15 protein-coding genes are annotated in these 13,006 nt (G+C 36.8%); 10 read left to right on the forward strand and 5 right to left on the reverse strand.

Annotated features, from left to right (window positions below):
- The first annotated feature begins 5 nt into the window (after nucleotides 1-5).
- The 4 genes from rplQ (at nucleotide 6) to O1450_RS02130 (ending at nucleotide 3,366) form a co-directional block, all read left to right on the forward strand.
- Nucleotides 6-371, forward strand: coding sequence for a 50S ribosomal protein L17 (gene rplQ, locus O1450_RS02115; protein ID WP_004641032.1), 366 nt, complete (start codon nucleotides 6-8; stop codon nucleotides 369-371).
- A 147-nt stretch (nucleotides 372-518) separates the two neighbouring features.
- Nucleotides 519-962, forward strand: coding sequence for a hypothetical protein (locus O1450_RS02120; RefSeq protein WP_269229523.1), 444 nt, complete (start codon nucleotides 519-521; stop codon nucleotides 960-962).
- 283 nt (nucleotides 963-1,245) lie between these two features.
- Entirely contained in the window at nucleotides 1,246-2,736 is a 1,491-nt protein-coding gene (locus O1450_RS02125) for a flavin-containing monooxygenase (protein WP_241306627.1), read from the forward strand.
- Between the two features lie 123 nt (nucleotides 2,737-2,859).
- On the forward strand, nucleotides 2,860-3,366 hold the full coding sequence (locus O1450_RS02130; protein ID WP_269229524.1) for a DUF2059 domain-containing protein: 507 nt from the start codon (nucleotides 2,860-2,862) through the stop codon (nucleotides 3,364-3,366).
- Between the two features lie 54 nt (nucleotides 3,367-3,420).
- Here O1450_RS02130 and O1450_RS02135 read toward each other — a convergent pair whose 3' ends face one another.
- On the reverse strand, nucleotides 3,421-4,593 hold the full coding sequence (locus tag O1450_RS02135) for an acyl-CoA dehydrogenase family protein (protein ID WP_269229525.1): 1,173 nt from the start codon (nucleotides 4,591-4,593) through the stop codon (nucleotides 3,421-3,423).
- 188 nt (nucleotides 4,594-4,781) lie between these two features.
- Here O1450_RS02135 and O1450_RS02140 point away from each other — a divergent pair, with 188 nt between their 5' ends.
- From O1450_RS02140 to O1450_RS02165, 6 genes are all read left to right on the forward strand, one after another.
- Nucleotides 4,782-5,039, forward strand: a complete 258-nt coding sequence (locus tag O1450_RS02140) for an FAD assembly factor SdhE (protein WP_269229526.1) — start codon at nucleotides 4,782-4,784, stop codon at nucleotides 5,037-5,039.
- Entirely contained in the window at nucleotides 5,026-5,421 is a 396-nt protein-coding gene (locus tag O1450_RS02145; protein WP_269229527.1) for a hypothetical protein, read from the forward strand. The genes O1450_RS02140 and O1450_RS02145 overlap by 14 nt, the downstream gene beginning before the upstream one ends.
- Nucleotides 5,422-5,631: 210 nt before the next feature.
- Nucleotides 5,632-5,838, forward strand: a complete 207-nt coding sequence (locus tag O1450_RS02150) for a hypothetical protein (RefSeq protein ID WP_269229528.1) — start codon at nucleotides 5,632-5,634, stop codon at nucleotides 5,836-5,838.
- Between the two features lie 359 nt (nucleotides 5,839-6,197).
- A complete protein-coding gene (locus O1450_RS02155; RefSeq protein WP_269229529.1) occupies nucleotides 6,198-7,262 on the forward strand; it encodes a hypothetical protein in 1,065 nt (354 codons plus the stop codon).
- 76 nt (nucleotides 7,263-7,338) lie between these two features.
- Nucleotides 7,339-7,920, forward strand: a complete 582-nt coding sequence (rrtA, locus tag O1450_RS02160) for a rhombosortase (protein ID WP_269229530.1) — start codon at nucleotides 7,339-7,341, stop codon at nucleotides 7,918-7,920.
- A gap of 178 nt (nucleotides 7,921-8,098) precedes the next feature.
- Nucleotides 8,099-10,303: a TRAP transporter large permease subunit gene (locus tag O1450_RS02165; RefSeq protein ID WP_269229531.1), complete on the forward strand. Its 2,205-nt coding sequence runs from the start codon at nucleotides 8,099-8,101 to the stop codon at nucleotides 10,301-10,303.
- A gap of 80 nt (nucleotides 10,304-10,383) precedes the next feature.
- Here the strand turns inward: O1450_RS02165 and O1450_RS02170 are convergent, their stop codons facing one another.
- The 4 genes from O1450_RS02170 to O1450_RS02185 all read right to left on the reverse strand — a co-directional run bounded on the left by O1450_RS02170 (nucleotide 10,384) and on the right by O1450_RS02185 (nucleotide 12,976).
- On the reverse strand, nucleotides 10,384-11,139 hold the full coding sequence (locus tag O1450_RS02170; protein ID WP_269229532.1) for a YegJ family protein: 756 nt from the start codon (nucleotides 11,137-11,139) through the stop codon (nucleotides 10,384-10,386).
- Between the two features lie 58 nt (nucleotides 11,140-11,197).
- Complete coding sequence (locus O1450_RS02175) at nucleotides 11,198-12,085, reverse strand: DMT family transporter (RefSeq protein ID WP_269229533.1); 888 nt, start codon at nucleotides 12,083-12,085, stop codon at nucleotides 11,198-11,200.
- Between the two features lie 227 nt (nucleotides 12,086-12,312).
- The gene (locus O1450_RS02180; RefSeq protein ID WP_269229534.1) at nucleotides 12,313-12,759 is read right to left on the reverse strand and encodes a hypothetical protein; all 447 of its coding nucleotides are present in this window, start codon (nucleotides 12,757-12,759) and stop codon (nucleotides 12,313-12,315) included.
- 10 nt (nucleotides 12,760-12,769) lie between these two features.
- The gene (locus O1450_RS02185; RefSeq protein WP_004657752.1) at nucleotides 12,770-12,976 is read right to left on the reverse strand and encodes a YheV family putative metal-binding protein; all 207 of its coding nucleotides are present in this window, start codon (nucleotides 12,974-12,976) and stop codon (nucleotides 12,770-12,772) included.
- Between the last annotated feature and the right edge of the window lie 30 nt (nucleotides 12,977-13,006).

The raw sequence follows: 13,006 nt of genomic DNA on the forward strand, positions 1-13,006 counted from the left end.
TCACCATGCGTCATCGTAATAGTGGTGTGAAATTAGGCCGTACAAGCAGCCACCGTAAGGCGTTGTTTCAAAACTTAACAAATGCTTTAGTAGAGCATGAGTTAATTAAGACAACTTTGCCTAAGGCGAAAGAACTTCGTCGTGTTGCTGAGCCTTTAATCACTTTGGCTAAAAACGATACTGTTGCAAACCGTCGTTTAGCGTTTGCTCGTACTCGTTCAGCAGCAACTGTTGGTAAATTATTTACCGTTCTTGGCCCTCGTTACAAAGAACGTAACGGCGGTTATCTTCGTGTTCTTAAAGCGGGCTTCCGTGCAGGTGATGCTGCACCGATGGCTTACGTTGAACTCGTTGACCGTGAAGTAAAATAATACTTCTACGTGTAGAACAGTCAGTTGTTCCAAAAAAGGTCGGTGTAATAACCGACCTTTTTTATTGTTTAATAACGCTTATAATAAAATCATTAAGATACAATTAGATGAGTCAATAAGATTATTACTACTATAAATGAGACGATCATGGATTCTGAAAAATATTGTTTTATTAATGGATTGAAAAGGCGGCATGCTAATTTAATATTTGGATACAATGGAAATTTGTATGATAGACAGCTATTAGGATTCATTACAGCCGAAGCAGCAGCTCTAAGTCCAAATTCAATAAGTGTAAAAAAATTATCCAATATTTGGTATGTTGTATCAGAATATGATTGGATAAATAATTTATCTGATGATGAAAGCTATCTTTTTAAGCCGAATTATTTACCAGATGCTGATAATTTCTATCATTTATCTGGTGCTATTCTGTCTGCATTTTCTAATGGTGTGGGGCTAGCATTAAACGGAGAAATAACAACTTCATATAATCTCAGTGACAATGATCTAAGTGAAATCAAAAATGAAGTTGAACAACTAAAAAGTAGAGTTGTCTTTTTTAAAAGTATTGATACTTCAAGCGAATAAACAAATTAATGGCTTTTCTACGGAATTGAGGAACTTTTTTTAATGTGTTTTATAAAGTTTATTTTTCTTAAAAATTATATAAAGATTTATTCCTAATTTTTTGTATTCAATACAACATAGTTTAAACGTAAACCCAAGTAAAAATATCAAGATTTTTTAGCTTCGTTTTTTCTCAAAATGTCCCGAACTGATATAAAAAAACCGATGAATGACTAAACTTGACATTGTGTATTGTCAAATTTGTGCTTTAATAAAGACATGATTTACACAGGGTATAAAAAAAATGGAAAAGCAAGTTGATGTATTAATTATTGGTGCAGGTATCTCTGGAATTGGGTTAGCTGTGCATCTCTCTAAGAACTGTCCACAACGTAAATTCGAAATTTTAGAACGTCGTGAAAGTTTCGGTGGAACTTGGGATTTATTCCGTTACCCTGGTATTCGTTCTGATTCGGACATGTCAACTTTTGGTTTTAACTTCAAGCCATGGGCAAAAGATAAAGTTCTTGCAAGCGGTGCTGAAATTAAAGGTTATTTAAGCGATGTGATCAGTGAAAATCAGTTAAAAGATAAAATTCACTTTGGTCATCGTGTCCTTTCTGCAAACTATGATTCTACAAAGAAAAAATGGTTAGTTGAGATCGAAGATAACAATAAGAAAAAACAAACTTGGTCTGCAAACTTTGTCATGGGTTGTACTGGTTACTATAACTATGATCAGGGTTATGCGCCAAAATTTCCGAAACAAGAAGATTTCAAAGGTCAGTTTATTCATCCACAACATTGGCCAGAAAATTTAGATTACACTGGTAAGAAAGTGGTCATCATTGGTAGTGGTGCAACTGCAATTACACTTGTACCTTCAATGGTGAAAGGTGGAGCAGGGCATGTCACAATGTTACAGCGTTCACCAACTTATATTGCAACGATTCCTTCAATTGACTTTATTTATGAGAAAACACGTAAATTTATGTCTGAGGAAACGGCGTATAAATTTACTCGCGCACGTAATATTGGTATGCAACGTGGTATTTATGCATTAGCGCAAAAATACCCGAAAACTGTACGTCGTTTATTGTTGAAAGGTATTGAATTGCAGCTTAAAGGTAAAGTGGATATGAAACACTTTACACCAAGCTATAATCCATGGGATCAACGTTTATGTGTTGTGCCAGATGGTGATTTATTCAAATCTTTACGTGAAGGCAAAGCAAGTGTTGAGACAGATCAAATTGAAAAATTCACTGCAAATGGTATCCAATTAAAATCTGGAAAACATTTAGAAGCGGATATTGTGATCTCAGCAACTGGTTTGGAGATCCAGATCTTAGGTGGAGTTCAAGGTTCAATTGATGGTAAGCCAATGAACACATCTCAACATATGCTGTATCAAGGCGTGATGGTGAGTGATGTCCCTAACATGGCGATGATCATTGGTTATATCAATGCTTCATGGACATTAAAAGTTGATATTGCGGCTGATTATATCTGTCGCTTAATCAATCATATGGATAAAAATGGTTTTGATGAAGTGATTGCGCACGCTGATCCTTTACAGCGTGAAAATGATACGATCATGGGTAAAATGTCTTCTGGTTATATCGCACGTGCAGCTGATGTAATGCCTAAGCAAGGTAAACAAGCACCGTGGAAGATTACTAATAATTACCTAGCTGATCGTAAAGAACTGAAAGATGCTAAGTTTAATGATGGGGTTTTAGAATTCCATAAGCGTGGCGATCAAACAAATCGTAAGCCAAAATTAGTATCATAAGTTTTTGTTTGAATATTTTGGAACCCTATGCAGTTGCATAGGGTTTTTTATTTGAGTGGCTATTTAAATATAAAAAATATCGCGTATATTGAGCGCAATAACATTTAAAACAGGGATGACTGAGTGAAAAAGCTATTAATCTTGGGGACATTATTATTCAGTACATTTGTTTTTGCTGATGATGTAAAACAGAAAGAAGTTATTGCTCAAAAATTGGTATCTGTAGATGGAACCGAACAAGGTTTACAAAACACCGATAAAATGATTTTAGAGCAAATCCGAATGCGTTTGCCTAAAGATATACCTGAAAATTTTTACGTAGATTTGATCAAAAATTTAAACAGTGAACAGCGTAAGCAATTCATTATTCAACGCTATGTTGAAACATTCAGTCAAAAGGAACTACAAGCTGCATTAACCTTTTATCAATCTACAGAAGGGAAAGCATGGGCTAAAAAAGCCAGTGAGATAGGAAGTGAAGTTGCACATTTCACTACGCAAAATGCACGCACTGCTTTAAATGTCACTATGCAGCAACATATTGATAATCCAACGGTAAAGCAACTAATGGCACGAATGAATCCAACGCCTACGCCAGCTCAAACAACTGAAAAACCTGGAACTAAATAAATAAAAAAGGGATCGTGTAATTAAACACGATCCCTTTAACTTTCCAATTTATGTTTAAAGTGTACGAGAAATTAATTCTTTCATAATTTCATTTGTTCCCGCATAAATACGGTTAGCACGGTTATCGATGTAGGCACGCGCAATTGGATATTCCAACATATAGCCATAGCCACCATGTAACTGTAAGCAATCATCCACAACTTTTGAGAACATATCTGAAATTCTGTATTTAGCTGCCGCTGCGGCATCCACACCTAAGCTTTCTTCAAGTTGTAATTCCATACAACGATCTAAATAAGTACGGCAGAAATCAATTTCAGTACGTAATTCAGCTAATTTAAACCGTGTATTTTGGAAAGTACTAATCGCTTTGCCAAATGCTTTACGATCTTTGGTGTATTGAACAGTATGTGCAAATGCTGCTTCTGCACCTGCTTGGCAAATAATCGCAACCAACATACGTTCCCATGCCAATTCTTTCATCAACATGATGAAGCCCATACCTTCCATACCAAGTAGGTTTTCCTTAGGTACGCGCACATTGTCAAAGAACAATTCACAAGTATCTTGTCCTTTCATGCCGATTTTATTCAAAGGTTTACCTTTACTAAAACCAACACGATCCGCTTCAACGATGATCAATGATAAATTGGCTGAACCTTTTTCATTGTTGCCTGTTTTACAGACGACAATTGCCATGTCACATAAATAACCATTGGTAATAAAGATTTTTGAACCATTAATGACATACTCATCGCCATCAAGTACAGCTGTAGTACGAACTGCTTGAAGATCCGAACCTGTACCCGGTTCAGTCATGGCAATCGCTGTAACTGTTTCACCTGTTGCCATTTTTGGCAACCAATGTTGTTTCTGTTCCTCATTACCAAAGTTATTGACATAATTGGCAACGATGTCTGAGTGTAATGAGAAACCTGTACTTGAGTCCATTGCATAAGCTTGTTCTTCAATCAGAATCATACTGTACAAACGATCAACCCCAGAACCACCATATTGTTCTGGCATTGTGGTACAGAGTAAGCCTAGTTCACCTGCTTTGTTCCATAAGTCACGATCAACATGTTGTTGTTTCTCATATTTTTCAATATTTGGCACAACTTCTTTTTCATAAAATTTACGTACAGTTTCACGAAATGCTTCATGATCAGAAGTAAATAGTTTACGTGGCAACATATTTGGAATTGGACGAATTGCACCTGATTGCATTTGTTATTTTTTCCCTAGTCATTGGATTTAAACGATGATCATCACGATACAAGAAATTGAAAATAGTGAACAATGTGATCAATGCTCAATTTGATTGATGTATTTGGTCACTTGAGAAAAAACGCTGCGAAGTTAATGGGGGATCGAGTACACTATGATTATAAAATTGTTGCATAGTGGAACAAATAATGTCTGATGAAATAAGTTTGGAAGAACGTAAGGTCGTTTATCGCGCACGTCGTGGTTTAAAAGAAATTGATGTGTATTTCGATCCTTATGTTAAAAACTATTATTTAACCGCCGATGCTGATGAAAAGGCGCTATTTGCAGAGTTGGTTGATCAAGAAGATCCAGACTTGTTGGATTGGTTTATGGAAGTGGGTGAGCCGCCTCGCGTTGAGTTAAAAGATTTTATTTTAAAATTAAAACATTATGTACACGGCTAATCGTGTTTTTGAGTTGCAATACAGTCGGTTTTCCTTTGTATTGCAACTTTTAGTTTTTGTCACTGTTCTCATTTTAGCCTACCAATTGCTAGCTCTTTCATTTTGGCTGCTTAGCCTTGTTGTGATGGTTTTATTTTGGTTTCTATTGTTACGGCGTCCTTTAATAAAGCGTTTTGAGTATTTGGATCATCAGCATTGGTCATTTGAGTTTGTGGATACTTCTATCGCAATCCAAGGTCGAACAATCACTAAAATTATTGATCACCAAGCTTATATTACGATCTATTTTTCTGATACTCAGTACCAACCTTTAACGATTTGGTGGGATCAATTGTCAATTTCGCAGTGGCAAAACTTAAAATTATTAATAAAAATGCTTTAATTGTTAGACAATTTTACAACTGTATATAATTAATTATATGTTTTTTTTCAATTATTTATATTGTTTTTACTTTACGTTTATTTAAATTGTTAGATTAAATACTCTAAAATTTCGTGAAAATCTGAATTGTCAGACAATATGACCGTCAACTCGTATTCATTTTCGTTAAAGTACAAACACCAACGTAAAGTGTGGTGGAGCTCCAAAGTGATGGAAATTCCAACATGGTCGTTTCTGGTGATTGCAATTTTTTTTGCAATTGTTATAGGAAGAGCAGGAACTTTACTCAGGGAACTTCTTGAATCGCATCAATCTAAAGTTGTTGTGACCAAGAGAAAGAGATTGAAAGTGTCATCAATATATCATACTCCCGTGAATACTGATGACGAACGCCAATCTAGTATCTATCAAAAGTAGATACGCAATGTTGTAGGAGGTCTCTATGGAGATTTCAATGTGGATGTTTCTAGTAATTGCAATTGTTATGGCGATTGTTGTAGGAAGAGCTGGAACATTACTCAAGGATTACTTTCAACAAAACTAAAAGATAAAGAGTTTCACGTTTTTACCAGTTAATAAGTAGCATGTGCTGAACCGTCGCAATGCTACTTTTTTTTGCCTAAAATTTTTGTATTTTCAACTCTCTGTCAATTCACCTATCTGTGAATTGTGTCAAAATGCACATGTTAAATTAGAGCAATTACTCTTTAATTCAAGTATTGCATCTGATAAGGTACATCTAAAAGGAAAAACAAATTAATTAGAGGACAGGAAGAATGTCTAAATTCCAAAAAATGGGACAGGGTGTGGCGGTTGCGTTACTCACAACATCAATATTATCAGGGTGTTCACAAATCATTAAAACAGGGGCTAATGTCGCATTAAGTTTTAGTGAAAATCATATTGTTCCACCAATTTTGGCGATGGATGACGCCGAAATGGTGTGTAATTCAGGTAATGCCTTAACTCCAGCGGTGATGTCAACCAAGGATATGGGTGCTGATCCAACACGTATGGCGGTGTTATTGTATACCTCAGCAGGTATTTGTGCTGAAAATAAAGCTTTAGAAGCGGAACTCCGCTATTTGCGTGCTTCAAAAGCAGGTCAAGTTTCTGAAGCTCAAGATGCTCGTATTGAACAAAAACGTTGGGCGGGGATTGCTGCTGAACGTCAATATGCAGGTTATCAACTTTTTGCAAATCGTTGGGAATCAAAATATAAATATAAATTGGGTGATTCATGCCCAACAATGCGCAATGATTTAGATCAGACAGTTTACCTTTTAGGGATGGTAAGTGGTCTGCAAGCGATGACCAATGATATTAACTCTGGTGGCGCGATTAATGTCCCGAAAGATATTGCGGGTATTGTTGAGCGTGGCATGACCTGTTTGGATAATGAAAAATTCTGGGGCGCGCCGATGGCGACGCGAGCAGTGATTTGGACTTTATTACCAGGTGCGGGTGACGGTAAACCTGAACCTTATGCAACCATGAAAGAATCAATGCAAATTGGTGAGAAAAAAGGTGTTCGTTTATCACATGCATTATATGCAGTCGCTGCACAAGCAAGTGGTGATGATGCCAAACTGCGTGACGCTTTCCGTTCTTATGCTGCTGCAACAGGTGAAGACAAACCAGCCAATCCTCAATTTAGATTGATCGATAAGATGGCTGGTTTGATGGTCCGTGGTATAGCTGATCGTTATTGGACTGAAAATACAGGTGTACGCTCTGGTGATGAAGGTTTGACTTCTTTCTGGGACGATAAGAAAGAAAGTTCATCTGAATTGGATGCGTTATTTGATGGTGGAGATGGCGCATCAGCACCAGCAGAGTAAACTTGAATTAAATGACCTTTTACAAGTGAAACATTTAAACTGGTAAAAGGTCAGTTTTTTCATGGGGTGGTAATGGATGAAAGATCACGTATGGATACCGAAAGTTATTTTAATCGCTGTATGTGTTTCTATATCAGCGTGCTTGCAAGTATTTGCAGATCACTTCATTTATTGGAAACCTAGTTTACTCGCTGAATTTTGGCGTTTATGGACTGCACATTGGGTTCATGTTGGATGGATGCATTTTTTCTTAAATATGTTGGCATTCGCATGTTTACCTTTTATTTTTCCTCATGCTCGTAATTGGCACTTATGTGTTCTGCTTTTAATCCTTCCTCCGTTTATTAGTCTTATCTTTTATTTCTACTTACCTTATATCGATGCATATGCTGGTCTTTCTGGGGTGTTGCATGGATTATATGTTGCTGTTGGCCTCGTGTATCTGAAATATCCTAGAGAAAGAAAATTTGCCTTATTGGTCTTGTTGCTGATCTCAGCAAAATTAATATGGGAAAATACTTTTGGTCAGACAGGTACTGCACAGTTAATTGGTAGTCCTGTTTTGACAGAAGCTCATTTGATTGGTGCGATTGGTGGTTTGTTCTGTGGGTTAGGTTATTCATTGTTAAGAAGGATAGAGAGAGAACATATAAGTTGATAAAAAAAACCAACAAAAAAGTGATTGTAGTCATTCTTTTTTGGAAAAGATTGCTGCAAATTTAGGCGGTTAAAAGGGATTGGTTACGAAGAGGGTAAATTCACTTATCTATCAACCATGGACATCGCATGATTCAACATCTTTGGATGGGTGTTGATAACAATAAACTGGAATAGACATGCAAAATGATCAAGAGAAAAAGTCTGGATTAGCCCGACTGGGTTATATCTGGAATGATTGGATATCAACATTCATCATTCTTGCTTTGTTGCTAATGACTTTGCTTATTGGTACTGGCGAGATGATTCACGGTCAAATGCTCCGTATGGGGGAGCGTTTGTACGGTGATGAAAAAATAGGAATGCAGTATTCGTTTTTACGAGCTGAACCTGAAAAACCATCTTGTGATCGACATCCTAATATTGAAGCACAAGTTCAAGAGCAGATGAAAGCAAATGCTGCTGATGAGTTTGCAAGTATGTTTGGTACAGCATCTGAATCAGATGTACGCGCTTCTTTATTAGCTGCACAACAACAGTGTGAAGAAAAATATCAATTCTACGATAAAGCCATGAAACATTTGGATGCTCATCCAAGTATTCGTACTTATCGTCAAGTTGAAACCACTTTCTTTGGTATTTTTAAGTTAGGTTCTGAAAATCAGACTGTACTTTTACTGATCATGGTGTTGTTCACCTCTATCACAGCTTCTTTACGTTATCACCACATTGGTTTACGTGCACCTAAGACGAAGATGGACTATCGTGTCTATTCAGCATTTATGGTTGCAGGTAATGCCTTACTGAGTTTATCGACAATTAGTCAATATAACTCGTTGCTGAATTCTGGCGTAGAATTGACTGCGAAGACATTGACGATTTCATGGTTATGGATAGCACTCTTTGTCTCTTTAACCGTAATCAGCTTAGTGCAATTATTTTTAATTCCTAAAACAGCGCAACCTAAAGGTAATTTTGGTTTGGCGGTGCTGAGCGTACCATTGTATGCACAGATGTCACTGATCACGGGAATAATCTTTACTTTCTTCATGGATTATCCAATGGGGCAAGGGATCTACTTGGGAATTATTGTTGAGTTCTCTGGTATTTTCTTAAACCTTGCATTGTTTATTTGGGCAGGTATGTTACTGACCCAAACGCGTGTGATGGATTTATTCTTAAATATCCTGCGTCCGTGGAATCTAGCACCTGAAACTTTAACTTGGTTAATCTTAATTGCAGCGGCAATTCCAACAGCATATACAGGCGCTTCTGGTATTTTCGTTATTGCCGCAGGTGCAATCATTTATAAAGAGGTTTGGAACTCTGGAGCACGCCGTCAATATGCATTAGCTGTATCGGCAATGTCGGGTTCTTTAGGTGTGGTGATTCGTCCATGCTTACTTGTAATTTTGATTTCAATGTTAGATAGCCGCCATGTAACGTCTACAGAATTATTTGATCATGGTATCTATGTTTTCTGGTTAACTGCATTTATTTTCCTTGGCGTTTCATTGATTCTTGCTGAAGAAAAATTCCGTGTAAATTCACCAAAAGTTGCTGTACCTGGAATGTTACGCGCATGTGTGCCTGTGATTCCATATGTAATCATTGGTTTCGCTGTTGTGTTGTTCTATAAATTTGCTTTAGATACATCGATCAATGAGTTTACCGCGCCAATGATTTTACCATTGGTGTTGATTGCAATGATTTTGTTTGACAAATTGTTTGCAGCAAAACTTGCACCAGCTCCAGTTGTTGATGCAAAGCATGAGGCATTAGTTCGTGAACATGAACAGAAATCAGACTTCTTAAAAAGCCATGATCCTCATGGTGCTAAGAGTTTTGGTTTTGGTGGGGCTATACGTTTTGCAACCTCAGAAACAGTTGGTCATATCGGTGCGTTGATTCTACTGATGGCATTATCTGCGAGCGTTGGTGGTTTAATCGAGCGTGCTGAAGTGGTTGAGTTATTACCAACACACTTGGGTAATATCTACATTTCTCTTGCCTTTATTGCAATGTTACTTGCAATTATTGGTATGACGACTGATCCATTCGGTGCGGTAATCTTAGTTGCTGCGACAGTAGCGCCAGTCGCCTATGAGAATGGTATTCATCCGATTCACTTCTGGATGATCGTATTGGTTGCATTCGAATTTGGTTATGTAACACCACCTGTTGCATTGAACCACTTGCTGACGCGACTCTCTGTCGGGGATGAAGAAGTATCGGCTGCTGATAAGGAAGCGAAAGAGAAATATACAAGTTTCTATTATCGTTATGAACGTTGGTTATTACCGATTATCGTATTGTTCTCATCTTTAGTATTGGTGACCTATGCACCCTATGTCTTCCAAATGTTTGGTTGGTATAAACACTAAAAGTTGAAATTTAAAAAAGCAGCTTCGGCTGCTTTTTTATTGCTGTCTATAAAACGGGAATTTTTATAAGTGGTTGAAAATTAATATAATAAGGTTGTAATATTTTCCCATCCCATTTTTCTAGCAAGGTCTAAGGCGGTCATTGATTGGTTATTTAGAATTGATTTATCTAGTTTATATTCCAATAAGGCTTGAACGAATAAAAAATTACCTGCAATGGCTTCACGGTGTAATAGTTGATTACCATGTTCATCTCTTTCATGAAGTGCAGTTGGGTTGGTTCGGATAAAGTTTAAAAAATTATCTAACATTTTCCCACACATAGGATGCTCAATTAGATTCTCTGGATGTGCCTCTTGATCATAGACAAATAAAGTCTTATTGGGATCGCCAAAATCTATTCCCCATGCTTCATCATATTCTTTTTGCTCAGAATCATTTAGTTGCTTACGATATTCTTGAATTGTGAAGCCTCCATAGATTTGATCTTGAGTTAAAAACATCCAATCAACGATAGCTTCAAATGGTTGTTTTATATTTTCACCTACTTGTACATTGTTGATGTAGTTTGGTTGATTCATTAACTGACCATAAATAGTTGTTCCATCAAAATCAATTTGCTCTACCCACATATATTCAACTAGAGGTGAGTTTGGTGAATCGATATGCTCTTGTGTAAATGCACATTTAACATAAGCAAGATCAAAAGCAGGAACTATTCTTCGATATTCCCAATAGAGCTCTCGCCAAAAGTATTTAAAGGTTTCTTGAGCCTTATCGAAGGCTAAGATCATTTCATGGGATTCATTTGCAAAAATAGGATTTTTTATTGTCATCAACTTGAATTTTCTGTCTCTGTAGTGTCGCTAGTCTATCTAAAATAATGAAATATTATCAACGTTTGAAACGCCATTTCTTTTCTCTTCGCGTCAATGGACTACATAATAAAATTGCCAGCAAAATAATACAAAATCCAATCACGCTGTATAAATCAGGTACTTCATCCCAAAGTAAGAAGCCCCATACACCTGCAAAAATAATTGCCATATAATTCACAGGTGCAATTTGTCCTGCTGGCGCAAGTCGATAAGCATGAGACATAAAAATTTGGCTGACATTAGCAAGTATCCCTGCGCCAATCAAAAAGAATAATTCTTTTAGATGATATGTTCGCCACATCCAAAACATTGGAATCACAGAAAGTGCTGATCCTATCAAGCAGAAATAAAATACGATGCGTTCAGGTGGTTCGGTTTGAGTTAATGCCCGAACGGTTACAAAAGCCATTGATGCAAGTAAGCTTGAGACAATACCAATCACCGAAATCCAGTTCAGTAGACCTTGATCGGGTTTAGCAACACAAAATACACCAATAAATCCTAAAACAGCTGCACAAAGCATAGCAATGGTGATTTTTTCTTTTAGAAATAGCCATGCAATAACTGGAATAAAAATTGGGGAAGAGTAGGTAAATACCATTGCATTTGATAACTTTAAATGCGCAATTGCGTAAAAGAAACCATACATGGCTGCAAGTCCAACAATACTACGCCAAGTATGCATCCATAGTTTTTCTGTTTTTACAAAGCCAATACCTTGTTTAAAAATAAAAGGCAGAAATAGGATGAGTCCAACTATGTTGCGGAAAAATACAATTGTATAGTTATCAACCGTATGTGATGCATAACGAATACAGATACCCATGATCGAAAAGAGAAGGGCCGAGGTTGTCAGGCAACCAATCGCAAGTAAAAGGTTGCGATTAGTTTGAAGTGAATTCATATTAGACACGAAACTTTGAGACTAAAGTTATTGTATGCTTGTCAAACGATGAAAGAAATGTGCTTTTAAACTGGATTTTAGATTTGTTGAGTAACTTATATCCATCATACCGCAATCAGTGTAAATACAAACTTATCAGGATCTGTATGAAAAATTGCGATTAGAAATATGAGATTGATATTTAAATGAGTAAAAAGCTTTAAATCGGATTAAAGCTTTTTTTTGTTTTAAGATTTATGTTGTGCGGAGATTTGAGCCTCCAAAAGTTTAATTTGATCTTCTTTGAGCTTAAGTAAAGTATCAACATCGTTATTTTGTTGTTTCAAGTCACGCTGTTGCTCTTGCAGTTGCTGATGAATATCATCTAGCTTTGCAATCTCTTCTTTGGCTAAACTATCATTGCTCGGAAGTGGTGATTTGACAATTGACTCTTCAACTAATTGTATTGGTGCAGCAACTTCACTGCTCGCCGTATTTATATCTGGACTAACAGTTGTTTCTGCCTTGGATATAATTGTTTTTTCGGCAATTGGTTGTGTAGCTGTGGTTGTCGATTGCTGATCTTTTTGTGATAAAAACCATTGAATTGCAAGAAACAAAACCACAACAACGCTAATTCCACCAATTATCATCCATAATAATTTGGAATTTTGAGTTTGGTATGTGGACATCATTTTTAACCTTCTAGTCAAAATGACGAGGTTTGAATTGTATCACCCCAATCTCATCTGGCTCAGCGGGTTGCGCCTGTTCTACGTGGGTCGGGCGTTTTTCGCTATAAGCACATTCGATACATTCAATCCACTCGTCATCCACAGTGATGATCTTAACCACACGATCTAAGGCGCCACATTTAGGGCATTTTGCACCCGCGATGAACTGTCTTTTCATGTCAGTTAATTACACCCTGTGAACAATAAT

This window comes from Acinetobacter sp. TR11, assembly GCF_027105035.1.
GTDB lineage: Bacteria > Pseudomonadota > Gammaproteobacteria > Pseudomonadales > Moraxellaceae > Acinetobacter.